Below are 20,127 nucleotides of genomic sequence, written 5' to 3'. Positions count from 1 at the left end.
CACCTTACCGCCGCTAACAATTCCGTTCCCGGCAGTCCCCTGCTAGGGATGTCAGCGGGCCTTGCGCCCGGCCAGCATGCGACGCATCGGTTCGAACCGGAGCGCCGCATGAAGTCCTTGCTGATCGCCACGCTGGCCCTTGCCAGCAGTACCGTGGCCATTGCCTACACCCAGGTCGGCTCGGGCTACAGCCAGCCGGTCTTCCTGACCGCCCCCGTCGGCGACTCGCGCCTCTTCATCGTCGAGAAGGGCGGCCTGATCAAGACCCAGGACAGCGGCGGCGCGGTCTCGACCTGGCTCAATCTGTCGGCCCAGGTCGACACCGGCGGCGAGCGCGGCCTGCTGGGCCTGGCCTTCGATCCCGGATTTGCCAGCAACGGCCGCTTCTATGTCGACTACATCGACAAGACGACGCTGAACACCGTGGTGGCCAGCTACACGGTCAATGGCACCGGTGCCGTCGACCTCGCCAGCGCCAAGACCATCATCACGGTGGCCCAGCCGGCCGGCCGCGACAACCACAAGGCGGGCTGGATAGGCTTCAACGCCGCCGACCCCGGCCACCTCTACATCGCCACCGGTGACGGCGGCAGCGGCAATGACCCCGACAACAATGCCCAGAACCTGAACAGCAATCTCGGCAAGCTGCTGCGCATCACGCCCAACGCCGCGGGCGGCTACACGGTGCCCACGGACAACCCCTTTGTCGGCGTGGCCGGCAATGACGAGATCTGGGCCTATGGCCTGCGCAACCCCTATCGCAACAGCTTCGACCGGCAGACGGGCGACCTGTGGATAGGCGATGTGGGCCAGGGCGCGCGCGAGGAGGTGGACTTCGCCTCGGCGGCCTCCGGCCTGGGGCGCGGCGCCAACTATGGCTGGCGGGTGCGCGAGGGCAACATCGCCACGCCCGGCATCGGCGATCCGACACCTCCCAACCTGACCAGCCCGCTGTTCGACTACGACCGCAATGTCGGCGCCACCGTCATCGGCGGCTATGTCTATCACGGCGTGGATGCCAGCCTGGATGGCAAATACATCTACGGCGACTACGTCGCGGGTAAGATCTGGAGCTACAGCAACGGCGCACACACGGAGCTGGCCGATCCCTTCTCTGGCTTCCAGTTGAGCAGCTTTGGCGAGGGCGGTGACGGCTCGCTCTACGCGGTGGGCCTGAACGGCAACATCTATCTGCTCGCCGCCGCCGTGCCCGAGCCTGCACCCGCCCTGCTGCTGGCCCTGGGCCTGGCCGCGGGGAGCCTGCTCACTCGTCGCCGCCGCGCTTGAGCCTGAGGCCGGCGTCGTAGAGCTGGTTGCGCGGCGCGCCGGTGATCTGCGCCGCCAGCGCCACCGCCTGCTTCAGCGGCAGCTCGGCCGTCAGCAGCGCCAGCACGCGCAGGGTCTCGGCCGGCAGTTCGTCGTCCGCGGCGGCCTGCGGTGCCTGGGCGTGCAGCACCAGGACGAATTCGCCGCGCTGGCGCTGGGGGTCGGCGGCCAGCCAGGCGGGCAGCGCCTCGGCGGGCGCCGTGTGGATGCTCTCGAACTGCTTGGTCAGCTCGCGGCAGACCGTCACGCGCCGTGCCGGCGCCAGCTCGGCCAGCAGGGCGATCAACTCGATGATGCGATGCGGCGCCTCGAAGACGACCTGGCTCTGGCCCTCGGTGGCCAGCACGGCCTGCAGCGCCGTGCGTCGCTCGCCCGCCTTGGTAGGCAGGAAGCCGACAAAGGCAAAGCCCTGGGCGGCCGTGTCGCCGGCCACGCTCAGCGCCGTCGCGGCGCTGCTCGGGCCCGGCAGCGGCAACACGCGATAGCCGGCGGCCACCACCTCCTGCACCAGCACGGCCCCCGGGTCCGAGATGGCCGGCGTGCCGGCGTCCGACGCATAGGCCACGCGCTCTCCCGCAGCAAGCCGCGCGATGACGCCGGCGCTGCCCTCGCGCTCGTTGTGCTGGTGCACGGCGATCAGCGGCTTGTGCAGGCCGAGATGGCGCAGCAGGCCGCCGCCCTGGCGGGTGTCCTCGCAGGCCAAGGCGTCCACCAGGCCCAGCAGGTGGATGGCGCGCAGGCTCAGGTCAGCGAGATTGCCGATGGGCGTCGCGACGAGATAGAGGGTGGCGGCCGGATACTGCTGGCCGCCGGCCGCGGCCTGGGCGGCCTGGCGAAGCAGGGAGGCGTCAATGTTCAACTGGGGCTCTCGATCAAAACCGGATACCAAGACGCGCGGGGACGCGGCGGAAGACGCCGCGCTGGCGCATCTGCAAGGCGCCGGCCTGCGCCTGCTGGAGAGGAATTATCGAGTCGGCGCCGGCCCCCGCCGCCGCGCGGGCGAAGTGGACCTCATCATGACCGACCGCGACGGCACCCTGGTCTTCGTCGAAGTGCGGGCCCGCGCCACCGACTCTCATGGCGGCGCAGCCGCCAGCGTGACGGCCAGGAAGCAGCAGCGCCTCATCTACGCCGCCCAGCACTATCTGCTGCGCCATGCCAGCCCGCCGCCCTGCCGTTTCGATGTTGTCGCCATCGACGGCGCCGAGCTCAACTGGTTACAGGGGGCCTTCGACGCAGGCTGACTATGATTCGGCTGGAATGATTGAACAAAGAATCCAACAGCAGTTCTTCGAAAGCGCCGACCTGCTCTACCAAGCCGCCGAGCAGCTGGCCCGGCCCCTGGCGATGGCCGCACAGATGGTGGTGGACGCCATCACCGGCGGCAACCGCATCCTCTGCGCCGGCCAGGGCCTGGCCAGCATGGACGCCGACTACCTGGCCGCCCGCCTGGCCGGCCGCTTCGAGCAGGAGCGCCCGGGCCTGGCGGCCTGGAGCCTGGCCGCCCAGGCCCGCGAGGCCGCCGGCCTGGATCTGGCGCGCCTGCTGCAGGCCCATGGCCATCCGGGCGACGTGCTGGTGATGATCGAGCCGCTGCGCGAGCAGCGCGACGCCTGGCAGCCGGCCCTGGCCGTGGCTCATGCCCAGGAGATGAGCATCATCGCCCTGACCGCCCAGCCGCCCGGCGCAAACGACGAGTGGCGGGGCCTGCTGCAGGACACCGACATCCAGATCCGTGTCAGCCACGGCCGCGAGCCACGCGTTGTCGAGGCCCAGCGCGTGCTGCTGCACGCCCTGGCCGACGCCGTCGACCTGCAACTGCTCGGCAGCGACGAATAACCCTCTCGATGGAAGCCCGATGAAGAAACTCACCCTCGCCTTGACCGCCGCCGTCCTTGCCAGCACCTTGGCCACCGGCTGCGCGCCACTGCTGATCGGCGGTGCCATGGTGGGCGGCGTCAGCGTCGCCACCGACCGCCGCACCTCGGCCACCCAGCTCGAGGACGAGACGATCGAGATCAAGGCCGGCGCCCGCATCCGCGAACAGCTCGGCGACAAGGTCCACATCAACGTCAACAGCTACAACCGCGTCGCGCTGATCACCGGCGAGGCCCGCAACGAGGCCGACCGCGCCGAAGTCGAGCGCATCGTCGGCAGCGTCGAGAACGTCACCCGCGTGGTGAACGAGACCGCCGTCACCATGCTCAGCGCCCTGAGCGGCCGTTCCAACGACGTCGTCATCCAGGGCAAGGTCAAGGCCTCGCTCATCGACGCCCGCGACTTGCTCAGCAACGCCTTCTACATCGTCGTCGAGCGCGGCGAGGTCTTCCTGATGGGCCGCGTGACGGAGCGCGAAGCCAACCGCGCCACCGAGATCGCGCGCGGCATCAACGGCGTCAAGAAGGTCGTCCGGGTGTTCGAAGTCATCAGCGAGGAAGAACTCGCGCGCATCACGCCGAAGAAGTGAGCCCCTCGCCCAGCCCCGCGCCGCTGAACGCGGGCGAGCCTGGTCGGTCTTGCAGACCGCGCTGTGGCAGTGCCACAGCTCTTCGGCAGGCACATGCTGCCCACTGGGCACCATGTGTCCGGCCGAAGCCCCCGAGGGGACGCCGATGCTCGCGGGCGATGGCCCACGAGCACATCGGCTCAAGCGCGCCTAGGGAGCGGCCCGGCGGCGCGCTTGACTCCAATTCAAAGGCGTTTGATCAGCGACGAGGTGTCCCAGCGCCTCCCGCCCATGGCCTGCACGTCCGCATAGAACTGGTCCACCAGGGCTGTCAGCGGCAGGCGCGAGCCGTTGCGGCGGGCCTCGTCCAGCACCAGCCCGAGGTCCTTGCGCATCCAGTCGACGGCGAAGCCGAAGTCGAACTTGTCCTCGACCATGGTCTTGCCGCGGTTGTCCATCTGCCAGCTCTGGGCAGCGCCCTTGCCGATGACCTCGAGCACCTGGGCCATGTCCAGGCCCGCGTTCTGGCCGAAGCGCACGGCCTCGGACAGCCCCTGCACGACACCGGCGATGCAGATCTGGTTGACCATCTTGGCCAGCTGACCCGAGCCCGGGCCGCCCAGCAGGGTCACGGCCTTGGCGAAGGCCATGGCCACGGGCTTGACCGTGTCGAAAGGCGCCGCGTCACCGCCGCACATCACCGTCAGCGCGCCATTCACGGCACCGGCCTGGCCGCCGGAGACCGGCGCATCGATGAAGGCGACGCCGCGCTTGGCGGCCTCGGCATGCAGCTCGCGGGCCACGGCCGCCGAGGCGGTGGTGTGGTCGACAAAGATGGCGCCCGAAGTCATTCCCGCGAGAGCACCGGCTTCACCCAGCACGACCGAGCGCAGGTCGTCGTCATTACCGACGCAGCAGAACACGAACTCGGCCCCCTTGACCGCTTCGGCCGGCGTAGCCGCGAAGCTGCCGCCGTACTCCCGGGTCCAGGCCTCGGCCTTGGTCGTCGTGCGGTTGTAGACCGTGACCTGGTGGCCGGCGCGCGCCAGATGGCCGGCCATGGGGTGTCCCATGACGCCCAGGCCCAGAAAGGCGACGCGGCGCGGTGAAATGGGGTCGTAAGTGCGGGGGCTCATGTGCTGATGCGTCCTGATTCCCGGTGCCGCGATTGACTCAGCGGCCGCCGCGGAACCGGCTTTGCCGGGCCGCCAGCGGCGCCCCCTTGAGGGGGCCGGCGAAGCCGGTAGGGGGTGGTCAAAGTATCGTTAGGTGTTCGGTGCCGGTGGACAGGTCGCCCGAACGGGCGCGCTCGCTGTTGAGCTTGATCTGCAGGCGCAGGTCGTTGACCGAGTCGGCATTGCGCAGCGCGTCTTCGTAGGTGACCTTGCCGGCCTCGTAGAGATCGAACAGCGCCTGGTCGAAGGTCTGCATGCCCTGCTCGCGGGAGCGCTTCATCAGCTCCTTGATCTCGCTGATCTCGCCCTTGAAGATCAGGTCGGAGATCAGCGGCGAGTTCAGCAGGATCTCGACGGCGGCGACGCGGCCCTTGCCTTCGCGGCGCGGCAGCAGGCGCTGCGAGATCAGCGCGCGCAGGTTCAGCGACAGGTCCATCAGCAGCTGCTGGCGGCGGTCTTCGGGGAAGAAATTGATGATGCGGTCCAGGGCCTGGTTGGCGCTGTTGGCGTGCAGGGTGGCCATGCACAGGTGGCCGGTCTCGGCGAAGGCGACGGCGTGCTCCATGGTCTCGCGGTCGCGCAGCTCACCCATCAGGATGACGTCGGGCGCCTGGCGCAGCGAATTCTTCAGCGCCGCTTCCCAGCTGTCGGTGTCCAGGCCCAGCTCACGCTGGGTGACGATGCAGTTCTTGTGCGGATGCACGAACTCGATCGGATCCTCGATGGTCACGATGTGGCCATAGGTCGTCTCGTTGCGCTCGTCGATCATGGCGGCCAGCGAGGTGCTCTTGCCCGAGCCGGTGGCGCCGACGACGATGACCAGGCCGCGCTTGTGCTGCACCACCTCGCGCAGCACCGGCGGCAGGTCCAGCGACTGGATGGTCGGCAGCTGCGACGGAATCGTCCGCAGCACCAGGCCGACCTGGCTCTGCTGGATGAAGGCATTGACGCGGAAGCGTCCGATGCCATGCGGCGAGATCGCGAAGTTGCATTCCTTGGTGCGCTCGAACTCGGCCGCCTGCTTGTCGTTCATGATGGAACGCGCCAGCTGCAGCGTGTGCTGGCCGGTTAGCGGCTGGGGCGAGACCTTGGTCAGCTTGCCGTCCACCTTGATGGCCGGCGGGAACTCGGCCGTCAGAAAGAGGTCGGAGCCCTTGCGCGACAGCATCAGCCGCAGCAGGTCGTTGATGAATTTCGAGGCCTGATCGCGTTCCATAACTGTCTTTCTGTCCGGAAAATTTTGCCGTCACTCACATGGCCTTGCCATATGAGTGACGTCAAACTTCCCTGGCTTAGCCAGGGAAGTTTTCGGGGAACTTCGCCTTCGCACGAGCTTCGGCCGGCGAAATGATGTTGCGCCTCACCAGGTCGGTGAGGTTCTGGTCCAGCGTCTGCATGCCCTGGGAATTGCCGGTCTGGATGGACGAGTACATCTGCGCCACCTTGTTCTCGCGGATCAGGTTGCGGATGGCCGAGGTGCCCAGCATGATCTCGTGGGCCGCGACGCGACCGGTGCCGTCCTTGAGCTTGCACAGGCTCTGCGAGATGACGGCCTGCAGGGATTCGGACACCATCGCCCGCACCATTTCCTTTTCGGCAGCCGGGAAGACGTCGACGATACGGTCGACCGTCTTGGCGGCCGACGAGGTGTGCAGGGTACCGAACACCAGGTGGCCCGTTTCCGCGGCGGTCAGCGCCAGGCGGATGGTTTCCAGGTCGCGCATTTCGCCGACGAGCACGCAGTCCGGGTCTTCGCGCAGCGCCGAGCGCAGGGCGTTCGCAAACGAATGGGTGTGGGGGCCGACTTCCCGCTGGTTGATCAGGCTCTTCTTGGACTCATGAACGAATTCGATCGGGTCCTCGATGGTGAGGATGTGGCCGTACTCGTTCTCGTTGAGGTGGTTGACCATGGCCGCCAGCGTCGTGCTCTTGCCCGAACCGGTCGGGCCGGTCACCAGCACCATGCCTCGCGGCTTCAGCGCCAGCTCGGCGAAGACCTTGGGCGCGGCCAGCTGCTCCAGCGACAGGATCTTGCTCGGAATGGTGCGGAACACGGCGCCGGCGCCGCGGTTCTGGTTGAAGGCGTTGACGCGGAAACGCGCCAGGCCCTGGATCTCGAAGGAGAAGTCGACTTCCAGCGTCTCCTCGTACACCTTGCGCTGGGAGTCGTTCATGATGTCGTAGACCATGTCATGGACCGCACGATGGTCCAGGGCCTCGACATTGATGCGGCGCACGTCGCCGTGCACGCGGATCATCGGCGGCAGCCCGGCCGAGAGGTGCAGGTCGGAGGCCTTGTTCTTGACCGAGAATGCCAGCAGCTGAGTGATGTCCATGATGTTCCGTGGAGTGCTCGGACCATTATGGCGATCTCCGACTCCCTGAAATCCGTCAAAAACCGCATCGCTGCGGCATGTGTCGCAGCCGGCCGTCCACCCAACGAGGTACAGCTCCTCGTCGTCAGCAAGACTTTCCCGGGTTCCGCCGTGCGCGAAGCGTTTGCCGCCGGCGCCCGCGCCTTCGGTGAAAACTATGTCCAGGAAGGCCTGGCCAAGGTGCAGGAGCTGATCGACCTGCGCGGCCAGATCGAATGGCATCTGATCGGCCCGCTGCAGTCCAACAAGACCAAGGCCGTGGCCGAACAGTTCGACTGGGTGCACAGCGTGGACCGGCTCAAGATCGCCGAGCGCCTGTCGGAGCAGCGCCCGGCCGCATTGCCGCCGCTGAACATCTGCCTGCAGGTCAATATCAGCGAGGAAGCCAGCAAGAGCGGCCTCGTGCCGGCCGACGTCGCCGCGCTGGCCGCCCAGGTCGCCGCCCTGCCCCGGCTGAAGCTGCGCGGCCTGATGGCCATCCCCGAGCCCGGCCCCGGCGCCCTGGCCCAGCACCAGGCCATGGCGGCCCTGTTCAAGGCCCTCCAGGCCGAGGGCCTGGCCTTGGACACCCTGTCCCTGGGCATGAGCGCCGACCTGGAGGACGCCATCCGGGCCGGCTCGACCATGGTGAGGGTGGGCAGCGCCATCTTCGGAGCCCGATGATGAAAGCTTGGCTGCTGGCGCTGGCGTCGCTCGCCGCCCAGGCCCAGCCCGTGCCCGTGCCCGTGCCTGACACGCTCGCGCAGCGCGCCCTGGCCTGCACCGGCTGCCATGGCAAGGAGGGCCGCGCCGCGCCCGACGGCTACTACCCCCGCCTGGCGGGCAAGCCGGCCGGCTATCTCTACAACCAGTTGCTGAACTTCCGCGACGGGCGGCGCGACTACGGCCTGATGAGCGAGCTGATCGCCCCCTTGTCCGACGCCTATCTGAGGGAGCTGGCCGGCCATTTCGCGTCCCTGGATCTGCCATACCCGCCACCGCAGAAGCCCGCCCTGCCGGCTCCCGAGCTGGCGCGGGCCGAGGCGTTGATCCGCAACGGCGACGCAGCACGCAAGCTGCCCGCCTGCACCGCCTGCCATGGCGAGCGCCTGACCGGCAGCCAACCCGCCATTCCCGGACTGCTCGGCCTGTCGCGCGACTATCTGAATGGCCAGCTCGGTGCCTGGCGCAGCGGCCAGCGGCGTGCACAAGCACCCGACTGCATGGCCCAGATCGCCAAGGCGCTGACCGAGGGCGAGATCAACGCCGTCACGCAATTCCTGGCCGGACGCCCCCTGCCGGCCGATCCGCATCCGGCGCCCGCCCTGGCTGCGCCAGCGCCGCTGCGCTGCGGCGGGCTGCAGCCATGAGGCGGCTGCTCACCGTCCTCGCCGTGCTGGCCGGCCTGCTGATGGCCGCCGGCGGGGCCCTGCTCGCCTGGCAACGCGGCCTGGGCGATGCCACGCCGCCGTCAAAGGCAGCGATCCAGCTCGACCGCGGCGCCTATCTGGCCGCCATCGGCAACTGCGCCGGCTGCCACACGGCCCGCGGCGGCGAGCGCCTGGCCGGCGGCCGCGCCATCCCGACACCCTTCGGCACCGTCTTCTCATCGAATCTGACGCCCGATGCCAGCGGCCTGGCCGGCTGGAGCGCCGACGACTTCTGGCGCGCCCTGCACTTCGGCCAGAGTCGCGACGGCCGGCTGCTGGTGCCGGCCCACCCCATCGTCAACACCACCCTGGTCACCCGCGATGACGCCGACGCCCTGCATGCCTGGCTGCAGGCCCAGGCGCCGGTTGCTGCACCACGCCGCGAGCACGAACTGCGCTGGCCCTTCGGCAGCCAGCTCGCCATCGCGGCCTGGCGGGCCCTCTATTTCAAGCCCGGCAGCTATCGGCCCGAGTCACAGCAGGACGCCGCCTGGAACCGTGGCGCCTATCTGAGCCAGGGCCTGGCGCATTGCAGCGCCTGCCATGCCGGCCGCAATGCCCTGGGCGGCGACCGCGGCGCGGCCGATTTCCGCGGTGGCGCGCTGGCCGGGCTGGGCTGGGTGGCACCCTCACTCCATGACCCGGCCGAAGCCGGTGTGCAGCGCTGGCCTGCCGAGACGCTGCAACGCTGGCTGCGCGACGGCCATGTCGAAGGTCATGCGGCCCTCGGCCCCATGGGCGAAGTCGTCCTTGGCAGCACGGCGGCGCTGAACGATGCCGACCTGGCTGCCATGAGCGTCTATCTGCGCGCCCTGCCCGAGGCGGCCGTGGCCCGGCCCGAGCCGGCCAACCCCAGCCCGCGCCGCCGCGAGCACGGTGCCGGTCTCTACCGCGAGCATTGCGCCGCTTGCCATGGCCAGCGCGGCGAAGGCCGGCGCGATGACAGCGGCGCCCTGGCCTACCCAGCCCTGGCCGGCAGCCGTACCGTCACCCAGGCCAGCGCGGCCAACCTGATCCGCGTCATCGAGCGCGGCGGCTTCGCGCCGGCCACGCCCGGCCATCCGCGCCCCCATGGCATGCCGCCCTTTGCCGGCGTGCTGGGCGCCGAGGACCTGGCCGCCCTGGCCAGCCATCTGCGCCAGTCCTGGGGCCATCGCGCCGGCGAGGTCGATGCCGTCGAAGTGCTGCGCCTGCGCGCTGTCGCAACCCAGCATTGATCCAGGCAAGCCCCGAGGCCGGGGGCCGACGTGAACGTTTTCACGCAAGCCTGCCGCAGGCGTGAAGCAAATGGTCACAGGTCGCGACACACTGCGCGCCGGCCCCCGGGTAGGGCCGCAAAAACAAGGCCGAGAGGCCTACAGTCGTCGTTGATTCAAGAGCGGCAGCCCGCCGCCGATACCCGAAGACCATCGCAAGGACCACAACCGCATGAACTTCCTGACGCAACTGCGCATCGGCCACCGCCTGGCCGTGAGCTTCGGCTTGCTGATCCTGCTGCTGGTGGGTATTGGCTTCTACGGCGCCAACAACGCCAAGCGTCTGGCCAACGACCTGGACCGCACCGCCAACTCCAGCCTCGTCAAGATCGGCGCGGCCAACGGTCTGGAAAGCCAGGTCAACATCATTGCGCGCGCCGTTCGCGACCTCCTGCTGCTGGACACCGCCGGTGCCATCAAGAAGCAGAAGAAGGCGATTGCCGACGCGCTGGAAGAGGGCGAGAAGCAGCTGTCCAGCCTCGAGAGCGCTGTTTCTGGCGACGCCGAGAAGGCCGCCGTCGCCGAGGTGCGTGGCCACAAGACCAAGTTCCTGGCTGCGCTCGAGAAGTTCCAGAAGATCCAGGCCGACGGCACCCCCGACGAGGCCCGCGAGAGCCTGATCACCGACCTGCGCCCCGCCCAGGCGGCTCTGCAGGACGGCCTGAAGAAGCTGGTCGACATGCAATTCGAGAACGGCAAGGCGCTGGCCACGTCCGGCGTCGCGCTGGCCACCTCGTCGGTCGTGGTGACCCTGGTGCTCATGGCCGTGGCCGCCGTCATCGGCATCGGCGGCGGCGTCGTCATCGCCCGCTCCATCGTCGGCCCGGCCCGCAAGGCCCAGATGGCCGCCGAAGCCATCGCTGCCGGCGACCTGACCCAGGACATCCAGGTCGAAGGCCGCGACGAACTGAGCCAGATGCTGCAGGCCATGAAGGACATGCAGACCGCCCTCTCCGGCGTCGTGCGCGACGTGTCCACCGCCGCCAGCGAAGTGGCCCAGAACTCCGGCTCCATCGCCGACAGCAACTCCAACCTGGCCGAGCGCACCACGCGTTCCGCCGCCAGCCTGCAGAACACCGCTGCCTCGGTGGAAGAGATCGCCTCCACGCTGAAGGGCGCCAGCGACCTGACCCGCCGCGCCGCCGGCATCGCCGTGACGGCCCGCCAGGCCGCCAGCAACGGTGGCGCCGTCGTCTCCAAGGTCGTCGAGACCATGGAAGAGATCAGCGCCAGCTCCAAGAAGATCGGCGACATCATCGGCGTCATCGACGGCATCGCCTTCCAGACCAATATCCTGGCCCTGAACGCCGCGGTGGAAGCCGCGCGTGCCGGCGAACACGGCCGCGGCTTCGCCGTCGTGGCCGCCGAGGTGCGCGCCCTGGCCCAGCGTTCGGCCGGTGCCGCCAAGGAAATCAAGGTGCTGATCCAGGAATCGACCGTCAAGGTCGAGAACGGCACCACCCTGGTCAACAACGCCGGCGTGACCATCCGCAGCGTCGTCGACGAAGTCAACAACATGGGTCAGCTGATCGAGGAAATCTCGCACTCGGCCCAGGAACAGGCCACCGGCGTGGGCGTCGTCAACGGCGCCATGAACGAACTCGACAAGGCCACGCAGCAGAACACCAGCCTGGTCGGCGACCTCAGCCGCTCGGCCGACGCGCTGCGCGACAGCTCGACCCGCCTGATCGAAGCCGTCGGCTTCTTCCGCGCCGCCTGAACCCCTTCATCCATCCTCCGAGGTTCGCCATGTCATTCCTGCGTTCCGCCACCGTCCTCGCCGCCAGCCTGATGCTGGCCCTGGCCGCGCACGCCACGCCCAAGGTCATCAAGAAGGTGCCGCCGGAGTTCCCGGCCGAAGCCTCCAAGAAGGGCATCTCCACCGGCTCGGTCAAGGCCAAGATGACCATCGAAGCCGACGGCAAGGTCAGCGACGTCGAGATCGTCGAAGCCGAACCCAAGCGCGTCTTCGACCGCGCCGTGAAGGCCGCCCTGATGGAGTGGAAGTTCGAGCCGGGCGAAAAAGGCACCCACGAAGTCAAGCTCGTCTTTAAAAACGAAGACTGAGTAGCGACCGAGAACAGCGCCTGCGCGCTGTTCGACGCGCTACTCAGGACAGCCGGCTTGCAAGCCGGCTGGCATGACACTGGACAGGAAGCCCGCCTAGGCGGGCTTTCTCGCCTATGTCAGGACTTGCGCCACGCAGGGCGCAAGGCATGAGGAGCTCGTTTTACCGCTTCATCACCGGCAACTCGCCGGTCCGGTCCGTCGGCTGCCACCAGTGCATGCCGCCCACGATCAGCATCACCGTCACCACGGCGCCACCGGCCATCAGGCCCAGGCGCCGTTTCTTTTGCGCCTGGCGGGCGCGGATGCGGGCACCGCCGTTGGCTTCGCGCAGCGCCGGGCTGAGATGGCTGCGCGACAGGCGCTTGAGGTTCACGGCCTGCTTGCGGCCGTCACGCCCCGTCACAATTTCAAAGCTCAAAGGCTCGTCGGGCCGTGGCCCTTCGCCATCCGTCGGGAAGGCGGCCAGGCTGACAAACACTTCCTCGCCTCCACCGCTGGGCCGGATCGCGCCGTAGCCGGCGTCCTGGTTCCAGGCACTCAGTACTCCTTCGAATCTCATATTCACCTCAACGACTACCCCCAGATCTTGGGGGATGCCGGCGGAGGGGCCGCAACCGGATGTAAGCCCCCGACAATCCGCGCTTTCCGTATTTCCACCCTGTCAGCGCATGCCCATCAACTGGTTTCCCGGCCACATGAATTCCACCCGCCAGGCGATCAAGGATCGCGTCAAGGCGGGGCTGGACGTGGTCATCGAGCTGCTGGACGCGCGCCTGCCCGGATCCAGCAGCAACCCGCTGCTGGCGGCGCTGACGACGGGACGGCCGTCGCTGAAGGTGCTGAACAAGCAGGACCTCGCCGACCCCGCCCAGACCGCCGCCTGGCTGGACTTCTACAACGCCCAGGCCCATACCCGCGCCATCGCGCTGGATGCCGGCGAGAAGGCGCCGGCGCGCGCCCTCGTCAAGGCCTGCCGCGAACTCGCGCCGCTGCGCGGCGACATGCACAAGCCGCTGCGCGTGCTGATCTGCGGCATTCCCAACGTCGGCAAGAGCACGCTGATCAACACCCTGGTCGGCAAGCGCGCCGCCAAGACCGGCGATGAACCGGGCATCACCAAGCTCGAGCAGAAGTTCGTGCTGGAGAACGGCTTCTACCTGTTCGACACGCCCGGCATGCTGTGGCCGCGCATCGCCATCGAGCAGAGCGGCTACCACCTCGCGGCCAGCGGCGCCATCGGCCGCAATGCCTTCGACGAAGAAGAGGTGGCGCTGGAACTGATCGTGGTGCTGAAACGCCACTACCCCGAGCGGCTCAAGGAGCGCTATGGCCTGGCCGAACTCGGCGCCGACGACGCCGTGCTGGAAGCCATCGGCGTCAAGCGCGGTGCCAAGATCCGCGGTGGCGCGGTGCAGATGCACAAGGCCGCCGAGGCCCTGCTGATGGACTTCCGCGGCGGGTCGCTGGGCCGCATCACGCTGGAGACGCCCGAGGAGATGAGCGCCTGGCGGCGGGCCGCGGCCGAGGAAGAGGAGCGCAAGGCTGCCGCGGCAGAAGCGGCGCGCCTGGCCGACAAGGAAAGGCGCAGCGGCAAGCGGGCGTCGTCCAGCGGCGACGCGTGATTCCCCGGCCTTGACCGGCGCGGACGCCCGCCTATGCTGGGCCGCAACAGAACGACGGAGACACCATGAGCCGACTCTCCCTGCTCGACCTCGCCTTCTTCATCGCCGAGAGCGAGGCCAGTCCCAAGCATGTGGCGGGCCTGCACATCCACCAGATACCCAAGGGCGGCGGCGCCAACTTCGCCAAGCAGCTCTACGAGGAGTTCCTGACCCACACCGACGTGCAGCCGCCCTTCGACGCCGTCATCAACTTCGTCTCGCCGACGCTGATGCCGAGCTGGGGCCAGGCCGAGTCCGTCGACCTGACGCAGCATGTCTTCTTCCACAAGATGAAGGCCGGCCACAACGACCGCGAGGCGCTCTACGCCCTGGTGTCGGAGCTGCACGAACCGGTGCTCGACCGCAGCCGCCCGCTGTGGGAGGTGCATGTCATCGCCGGCCTGTGGGACAAGCAGTTCGCCATCTACTACAAGATGCACCACGCGGTGGCCGACGGCATCACGATGACGCGCTGGGGCGTCGAGTCGCTGCGCACCACGCCCGAAGACGACACCGTCACGCCGGTCTGGACCTTTGACCACACCCGCCGCAGCGGCGGCCTCAAAGGCAAGAAGCGCCTGGACCAGGCCGTCGCCGGCACGGTCTGGAAGCAGCTCACCGCCAACAGCAAGCGTGCCATCGGCATCGGGCGGCTGACGGCCATGCTGGCCCTGGAAGCCGTCAAGCTGACCAAGAACGCCATCGCCCTGCCCTTCATGGCCAGCGGCAACACGCCCTTCACGGGCAATGCCACGCCGGGCCGCCAGTTCGCCACCGCCGCCGTGCCCATGGCCCGCATCGACGCCATCCGCAAGGTCTCGCGCGCCACGCTCAATCACGTTGCCCTGACCTGCCTGGACGGCGCCATGCACCGCTACCTGGCCGACGAGGGCATAGAGCTGGACCGCCCCATCACCATCCAGATGCCGGTCAATCTGCGCCGCGAGGGCGAGAAGAGTGGCGGCAACAAGATCGGCATCATCCTCGTCGACCTGTCGCCGCCCACCGACGACGCCTATGTGCGGCTGCGCAATGTCGGCTATTCGCTGCGCAATGTGCGCTCCATGATCGACGCGGTGGCGCCCGAGGCGGTCGAGACCTACACCATCCTGACCGGCCTGCTCGGCCAGATCGCCGGCATGCTGAAGCTGGCCGACATGGTCACGCCCATGGGCAATACCCTGGTGTCCAATGTGCCGGGGCCGGCCGAGCGCCTGTATCTGAAGGGCGCGCCGCTGCTGGAGATGCATCCGGTCTCGACGCTGCCGGCCACGCATCTGCTCAACATCACGCTGTTCAGCTATGCCGGCACCCTCTACTTCGGCCTGATCGCGACCGACGCCCTGCCCAATCTCGGCCGGCTGTCGGCCTATATCGAGGAAGAGATCGCGACGCTGGAGGAAGCGGTCGGCATCTAGGCCGTCACGATGCGCCTCATCGACCCCGACGCGATCGCGCCGACCGCCTGGAAGAACGGCGGCGGCAGCACGCGCACCCTGCTGGCGCTGCCCGCCGAGGACGCCTGGCAGCTGCGGATTTCAATGGCCGACGTTGCAACCGACGGCCCCTTCTCCCCCTACCCCGGCGTCGAGCGATGGCTGAGCCTCGTCGAGGGCGCGGGCATGCAGCTCGAATTCGCCCACCAGACCGTGACGCTGACACCCCTGGATCCGCCGCTGAGGTTCGATGGCGCCACAGCGCCTTTCGGCCGCCTGCTGCAAGGCGCCGCACGCGACCTGAACCTGATGAACCGGGGCGGGCAGGCGGCGATGCAGTCTGCGCTGCCGGGCCGCCGCTGGCAGGCACGCCAGCAGTCCTGTGGCCTGTTCGCGCTGCAGGCCGGCCACTGGTCCTGTGCCGATGGCCGCAGCGCCGCCCTGGGCCGCCACACCCTGCTCTGGCTGGACGCCGCGCCGCAGGCCGGGATGACCTTCGACCAGCCCGGCCTGTGGCTGGAATTCAGTGCTCCCGCAACCTAGACAGCCCAGATGCCCCTGCCCCTCTTCCCCTCGACGTGGATGCGCGAAGAACATCGCCTGCTGCGGGACGGCGCGGCGCGCTTCTTCGCCGAGCGATGGGTGCCGCGCGCGGCCGGCTGGCGTGATGCCGGCCTGATGGAGCGCGACACCTGGCGCGAGGCCGGCGCCCAGGGCCTGCTGTGCGCGGCCATGCCCGAGGAATTCGGCGGCAGCGGTGGCGACTTCGGCCACGAGGCCGTCATCGTCATGGAGGCCGCGCGGGCCAATCTCGGTGGCTTTGGCGGCAGCGTGCACTCGGCCATCGTCGCGCCCTATCTGCTGCACCATGGCAGCGAGGCGCAACAACGCCGCTGGCTGCCGGCCCTCGCAACAGGCGAACGTGTCGGCGCCATCGCCATGACGGAGCCGGGCACGGGCTCTGACCTGCAGGCCATCCGCACCCGCGCGCGCCTGGACGGCGACCATTACGTCATCAGCGGCCAGAAGACCTTCATCACCAACGGCCAGAACGCCGACCTCATCGTCATCGTCTGCCGCACCGGCGACGCAGCGGGCGCCAAAGGCCTGTCGCTCATCGTCGCCGAGATCTATGCCGACACCCGCGGCCTGACGCGCCGGCGCCTGGACAAGATCGGCCTGAAGGCCCAGGACACCAGCGAACTCTTCTTCGACGCGCTGCGCGTGCCGGCCGCGAACCTGCTTGGCGGGCGCGAAGGCCTGGCCTTTGGCCAGCTGATGGGCGAACTGCCGCAGGAGCGCCTGGTCATCGCGTGCCAAGCCGTCGCGATGATGGAGAGGGCGCTGGACGACACCGTCACCTATGCCAAACAGCGCGAAGCCTTTGGCCAGCCGATCTGGACCTTCCAGAACACCCGCTTCGTGCTGGCCCAGGCGCAGAGCGATGTGCTGGCGGCCCGCGCCCTGGTCGACGCTGCCATCTCGGCCCATCTGAAGGGCGAGCTCGACGCCGCCCGCGCCGCCCTCGTGAAGGCCTGGTGCAGCGACCTCGCCTCCCAGCTCACCGACGCCTGCCTGCAGCTCTTCGGCGGCTATGGCTACATGCTCGAGACACCGATCGCCGAGCTGTGGGCCGACGCCCGCGTGACGCGCATCTACGGCGGCACCAACGAGATCATGAAGGAGCTGGCGTCGCGCTCGATGTGAGTTTTTTTGGGGTGCCGATGTCGAAATGGCGGGGCGGCCGAGCGTCATTGTCAGACGGCGCATGTCGCGCCGCCTGACCCCTTCAAGGAGATTCCCATGGAATACATGCTGTTGATCCACGCCGACCCAGCCGGCTTCGCGGCCCTCAGCGAGGCCGAGAGTTCCGCCGCGATGGCAGCCTATGGCGCCTACGCCGAAGCCCTGGCCAAGGCGGGCATCGTCCGCGGCAGCCACCGGCTGCGGCCCGCGGACATGTCCACCACGGTGCGCGTGCGTGCCGGCAAGACCGAAGTGCTGGACGGCCCCTTCATCGAAACGCGCGAGCAGCTCGGTGGCTATTTCCTCATCGACGTGCCCGACCTCGACGCCGCGCTGAGCTGGGCCGCGCGTTGCCCCGGCGCCCACCATGGAACCGTCGAAGTGAGGCCGGTCTGGCCGACCTGAGCCCGGCCGCGGCCGCCGAGCAGGCGGCCCGGCGCAGTTATGGCCGGCTGGTCGCCTTTCTCGCGGCCCGCTCGCGCGACGTCGCCGGCGCCGAGGACGCGCTGGCCGATGCCTTCGAGACGGCGCTGAGGCGCTGGCCCGTGGACGGCATTCCCGCCAACCCGGAAGCCTGGCTGTTGACCGTCGCGCGCCGCAAGACCATCGACGGCCTGCGCGGCCGCCGCCGCGACGAAGAGGCCGCGGCCTGGCTCGAATGGCTGGCCGAGCTCGAGACACCGTCCGATGCGCATGCCCTGCCGGATCGACGCCTGGAGCTGATGTTCGCCTGCGCCCATCCGGCCATCGACGCGTCAGCCCGCGCGCCGCTGATGCTGCAGGCCGTGCTGGGCTTCGACGCCGCCACGATCGCGGCGGCCTTCCTCGTCGCGCCGGCCGCCATGAGCCAGCGCCTGGTGCGCGCCAAGGCCAAGATCCGCCAGGCCGGCATCGGCCTGCAGGTGCCGCAGAGGGCCGAGCTGGGCGAGCGCCTGGCGGCCGTGCTGTCGGCCATCTATGCCGTCTATGCCGATGCCTGGACCGACGCGGCCGGCACCGATCCGCGCCGGCGCGACCTCGCGGCGGAAGCGATCTGGCTGGCCCGCCTGGTCGCCTCGCTGCTGCCGCAGGAGCCCGAGGCCCTGGGCCTGCTCGCGCTGATGCTGTACTCGCACGCCCGCCGCGCCGCACGACGTGACGCGCAAGGCGTCTACGTACCGCTGGACGAACAGGACGCGGCGCTGTGGGAGCACGCGCTGATCAACGAGGCCGAAGGCCTGCTCCACCTGGCCGCCAGCCATGGCCGGCCGGGCCGCTACCAACTCGAGGCGGCCGTGCAATCGGCCCATCTCGAAGGCCGGCGCCGCGGCCAGGCCAACTGGACAGCCATCGAGAGGCTGTACGCCGGCCTGTGCGAGCTGACCGGCTCGCCGGTCGCCGCGCTGAACCACGCCGTGGCCTTGTCCAACACGGCCGGCGCCGCCGCCGGCCTGGCCGCCCTGGACGGCCTGCACACCGAACTGGGCAACTACCAGCCCTATTGGGCGGCCCGCGCCGAACTGCTGGGCCGTAGCGGCCGGGTCGCCGAGGCCCGCCAGGCCAGTGAGCGCGCCATCGAGCTGGAGAGCGACGAGGCGGTGCGGGAGTTCCTGCGCCGCCGCGCTTCGGCCTGGCGATGACGGCTCACAATGGGCGCAGCCGATACCCCTCGAAAGCTCCGCCATGTTCGACGCCTATCTCTACGACCACTGCCGCACGCCGCGCGGCAAGGGCAAGCCCGAAGGGTCGCTGCATTCGGCCACGCCGATCTGGCTGGTGCGCACGGTGCTGCAGGCCTTGCAGCAGCGCAACCAGCTTGACACGGCGCTGGTCGACGACGTCGTCCTCGGCTGCGTGACGCCGATTGCCGAGCAGGGCGGCGACATCGCCCGCATCGCCGTGCTGGATGCCGGCTGGTCACAGTCGGTCGCCGGCGTCACGCAGTCGCGCTTCTGCGCCTCGGGCCTGGAGAGCGTCAACCTGGCCGCGGCCAAGGTGGCCAGCGGCTTCGAGCAGCTCGTCGTCGCCGGCGGTGTTGAAAGCATGAGCCGCGTGCCCATGGGCAGCGACGGCGGGGCCTGGATGCTGGACGAGCGCGTCGTCAACGCCGTCGGCTTCGTGCCCCAGGGCATCAGCGCCGACCTGATCGCGACGCTGGAGGGGTTCACACGCGAGGAGCTGGACGCCTATGCGGCCCGCTCCCACCAGCGTGCCGCTGCAGCGCAAGCCGAAGGCCGGTTTGCAAAAGCCCTGGTGCCGGTGCTTGACGAAGCCGGCACCCTGCTGCTCGCGCAGGACGAGACCATCCGCCCGCAGACGAGCGCCGCGACGCTGGCCGCGCTGAACCCCTCCTTCATCAAGCTGGGCGCGAAGTTCGACCCGCTGGCCCTCAGGAAGTACCCGCAGGCCACGTCCATCGAGCATCGCCACCATGCCGGCAATTCATCGGGCATCGTCGATGGCGCCGCCGTCGTCTTGGTGGGTTCCAAGGCCGGTGGCGAGGCCGCGGGGCTCAAGCCGCGCGCCCGCATCCGCGCCGCCGCCGTGACGGGCAGCGAGCCCACCATCATGCTGACCGGCACGACGCCGGCCTGCCAGAAGGCCCTGCGCCAGGCCGGCATGCAGGCCTCGGACATCGATCTTTGGGAAATCAACGAGGCCTTCGCCGCCGTGCCGATGAAGACGGCGCGCGACCTCGGCCTGGACCTGGATCGCGTCAACGTGAATGGGGGCGCCATCGCTCTCGGTCACCCGCTGGGCGCGACCGGCGCCATGCTGCTCGGCACGTTGCTGGATGAACTCGAACGGCGCGATCTGCAGACCGGCGCCGTGACGCTGTGCGTCGGTGGCGGCATGGGCATCGCCACCCTCATCGAGAGGATGTGACTAGCCCCTCACCCAGCCGCCAATGCGCAGATGCCAGCGGCCACCGCGGTTGTCCCAGCGGTGCGGCTCGTAGCGATAGCCGGGGCGCGGGCGCTCGTAGTAGCCGGGCACCCAGTGGTGGCGGCCACCGCTCCAGCCCCAGTAGCCGCTGATCCAGACCGCGCCCGGATAGGGCATGACGGGCACGACCTCGGCATAGGGGGCCGGTGGCGGCGCATCGACCACGATGGTCGAGCCGCCATCGTAGTAATCGGCCCGGTGGGCGGGCACGACCACGCAGGCCGACAGCAGCGCGGACGAGGCCAGGGCGAAGGCCAGAGTCAGTCGTTTCATAGCAATCTCCAGGCCCCTCGTGCAGAGGC

General features: G+C 69.1%; 22 protein-coding genes. 16 read left to right on the top strand and 6 right to left on the bottom strand.

The features are described 5' to 3' along the window. The first annotated feature begins 108 nt into the window (after window positions 1-108). Window positions 109-1,287, top strand: coding sequence for a PQQ-dependent sugar dehydrogenase (locus J2X20_RS26815; RefSeq protein ID WP_310272300.1), 1,179 nt, complete (start codon window positions 109-111; stop codon window positions 1,285-1,287). On the opposite strand, the gene rsmI is transcribed toward J2X20_RS26815, so the two are convergent. Then, entirely contained in the window at window positions 1,265-2,185 is a 921-nt protein-coding gene (gene rsmI / locus J2X20_RS26810) for a 16S rRNA (cytidine(1402)-2'-O)-methyltransferase (RefSeq protein WP_310272297.1), read from the bottom strand. The genes J2X20_RS26815 and rsmI overlap by 23 nt on opposite strands. On the opposite strand from rsmI, the gene J2X20_RS26805 reads away from it, so the two are divergent. Genes J2X20_RS26805 through J2X20_RS26795 form a run of 3 tightly spaced genes read left to right on the top strand, consistent with a single transcriptional unit; the run spans window position 2,178 to window position 3,793 of the window. After that, complete coding sequence (locus J2X20_RS26805; protein WP_310272293.1) at window positions 2,178-2,570, top strand: YraN family protein; 393 nt, start codon at window positions 2,178-2,180, stop codon at window positions 2,568-2,570. The genes rsmI and J2X20_RS26805 overlap by 8 nt on opposite strands. 16 nt (window positions 2,571-2,586) lie before the next feature. Further along, the gene (locus J2X20_RS26800) at window positions 2,587-3,165 is read left to right on the top strand and encodes an SIS domain-containing protein (protein WP_310272290.1); all 579 of its coding nucleotides are present in this window, start codon (window positions 2,587-2,589) and stop codon (window positions 3,163-3,165) included. 19 nt (window positions 3,166-3,184) lie between these two features. Then, entirely contained in the window at window positions 3,185-3,793 is a 609-nt protein-coding gene (locus J2X20_RS26795) for a BON domain-containing protein (RefSeq protein ID WP_310272287.1), read from the top strand. Between the two features lie 224 nt (window positions 3,794-4,017). Here the strand turns inward: J2X20_RS26795 and J2X20_RS26790 are convergent, their stop codons facing one another. The 3 genes from J2X20_RS26790 to J2X20_RS26780 all read right to left on the bottom strand — a co-directional run bounded on the left by J2X20_RS26790 (window position 4,018) and on the right by J2X20_RS26780 (window position 7,283). Then, a complete protein-coding gene (locus J2X20_RS26790; RefSeq protein ID WP_310272283.1) occupies window positions 4,018-4,908 on the bottom strand; it encodes an NAD(P)-dependent oxidoreductase in 891 nt (296 codons plus the stop codon). Window positions 4,909-5,026: 118 nt separating this feature from the next. Continuing rightward, window positions 5,027-6,163, bottom strand: a complete 1,137-nt coding sequence (locus J2X20_RS26785; RefSeq protein WP_310272281.1) for a PilT/PilU family type 4a pilus ATPase — start codon at window positions 6,161-6,163, stop codon at window positions 5,027-5,029. Between the two features lie 76 nt (window positions 6,164-6,239). Further along, the gene (locus J2X20_RS26780) at window positions 6,240-7,283 is read right to left on the bottom strand and encodes a type IV pilus twitching motility protein PilT (RefSeq protein WP_310272278.1); all 1,044 of its coding nucleotides are present in this window, start codon (window positions 7,281-7,283) and stop codon (window positions 6,240-6,242) included. 24 nt (window positions 7,284-7,307) lie between these two features. On the opposite strand from J2X20_RS26780, the gene J2X20_RS26775 reads away from it, so the two are divergent. The 5 genes from J2X20_RS26775 (at window position 7,308) to J2X20_RS26755 (ending at window position 12,054) form a co-directional block, all read left to right on the top strand. Further along, window positions 7,308-7,985, top strand: a complete 678-nt coding sequence (locus J2X20_RS26775) for a YggS family pyridoxal phosphate-dependent enzyme (protein ID WP_310272567.1) — start codon at window positions 7,308-7,310, stop codon at window positions 7,983-7,985. Further along, window positions 7,982-8,671, top strand: a complete 690-nt coding sequence (locus J2X20_RS26770; RefSeq protein WP_409034207.1) for a c-type cytochrome — start codon at window positions 7,982-7,984, stop codon at window positions 8,669-8,671. The genes J2X20_RS26775 and J2X20_RS26770 overlap by 4 nt, the downstream gene beginning before the upstream one ends. Beyond that, on the top strand, window positions 8,668-9,948 hold the full coding sequence (locus tag J2X20_RS26765) for a c-type cytochrome (protein WP_310272273.1): 1,281 nt from the start codon (window positions 8,668-8,670) through the stop codon (window positions 9,946-9,948). Before J2X20_RS26770 ends, J2X20_RS26765 begins: the two co-directional genes overlap by 4 nt. Before the next feature lie 211 nt (window positions 9,949-10,159). Next, window positions 10,160-11,707 (top strand): methyl-accepting chemotaxis protein, encoded by a 1,548-nt coding sequence (locus J2X20_RS26760; protein ID WP_310272271.1) that lies wholly within the window; start codon window positions 10,160-10,162, stop codon window positions 11,705-11,707. 29 nt (window positions 11,708-11,736) lie between these two features. Continuing rightward, on the top strand, window positions 11,737-12,054 hold the full coding sequence (locus J2X20_RS26755; RefSeq protein WP_310272268.1) for an energy transducer TonB: 318 nt from the start codon (window positions 11,737-11,739) through the stop codon (window positions 12,052-12,054). A 163-nt stretch (window positions 12,055-12,217) separates the two neighbouring features. Here the strand turns inward: J2X20_RS26755 and J2X20_RS26750 are convergent, their stop codons facing one another. Next, window positions 12,218-12,616, bottom strand: a complete 399-nt coding sequence (locus J2X20_RS26750; protein ID WP_310272265.1) for a cold-shock protein — start codon at window positions 12,614-12,616, stop codon at window positions 12,218-12,220. 109 nt (window positions 12,617-12,725) lie between these two features. Here J2X20_RS26750 and ylqF point away from each other — a divergent pair, with 109 nt between their 5' ends. From ylqF to J2X20_RS26715, 7 genes are all read left to right on the top strand, one after another. Next, the gene (gene ylqF / locus J2X20_RS26745) at window positions 12,726-13,679 is read left to right on the top strand and encodes a ribosome biogenesis GTPase YlqF (protein WP_310272263.1); all 954 of its coding nucleotides are present in this window, start codon (window positions 12,726-12,728) and stop codon (window positions 13,677-13,679) included. Between the two features lie 65 nt (window positions 13,680-13,744). Beyond that, entirely contained in the window at window positions 13,745-15,136 is a 1,392-nt protein-coding gene (locus J2X20_RS26740; RefSeq protein WP_310272260.1) for a wax ester/triacylglycerol synthase domain-containing protein, read from the top strand. Window positions 15,137-15,145: 9 nt separating this feature from the next. Further along, on the top strand, window positions 15,146-15,697 hold the full coding sequence (locus tag J2X20_RS26735; protein WP_310272257.1) for a HutD/Ves family protein: 552 nt from the start codon (window positions 15,146-15,148) through the stop codon (window positions 15,695-15,697). Between the two features lie 9 nt (window positions 15,698-15,706). After that, a complete protein-coding gene (locus J2X20_RS26730) occupies window positions 15,707-16,861 on the top strand; it encodes an acyl-CoA dehydrogenase family protein (RefSeq protein WP_310272255.1) in 1,155 nt (384 codons plus the stop codon). A 96-nt stretch (window positions 16,862-16,957) separates the two neighbouring features. After that, the gene (locus J2X20_RS26725) at window positions 16,958-17,305 is read left to right on the top strand and encodes a YciI family protein (RefSeq protein ID WP_310272253.1); all 348 of its coding nucleotides are present in this window, start codon (window positions 16,958-16,960) and stop codon (window positions 17,303-17,305) included. Next, complete coding sequence (locus J2X20_RS26720) at window positions 17,251-18,519, top strand: RNA polymerase sigma factor (RefSeq protein ID WP_310272251.1); 1,269 nt, start codon at window positions 17,251-17,253, stop codon at window positions 18,517-18,519. Before J2X20_RS26725 ends, J2X20_RS26720 begins: the two co-directional genes overlap by 55 nt. Window positions 18,520-18,562: 43 nt before the next feature. After that, the gene (locus J2X20_RS26715) at window positions 18,563-19,765 is read left to right on the top strand and encodes an acetyl-CoA C-acetyltransferase (RefSeq protein WP_310272249.1); all 1,203 of its coding nucleotides are present in this window, start codon (window positions 18,563-18,565) and stop codon (window positions 19,763-19,765) included. Here J2X20_RS26715 and J2X20_RS26710 read toward each other — a convergent pair whose 3' ends face one another. Then, window positions 19,766-20,098 carry a hypothetical protein gene (locus J2X20_RS26710; protein ID WP_310272248.1) on the bottom strand — a complete coding sequence of 111 codons (333 nt, stop codon included), beginning with the start codon at window positions 20,096-20,098 and terminating at the stop codon, window positions 19,766-19,768. Window positions 20,099-20,127 lie beyond the last annotated feature (29 nt).

Origin of the sequence: Roseateles saccharophilus (assembly GCF_031458095.1) — a bacterium.
Lineage (GTDB): Bacteria > Pseudomonadota > Gammaproteobacteria > Burkholderiales > Burkholderiaceae_C > Pelomonas > Pelomonas saccharophila_A.
This window is presented reverse-complemented; position numbering and strand designations above follow the sequence as displayed.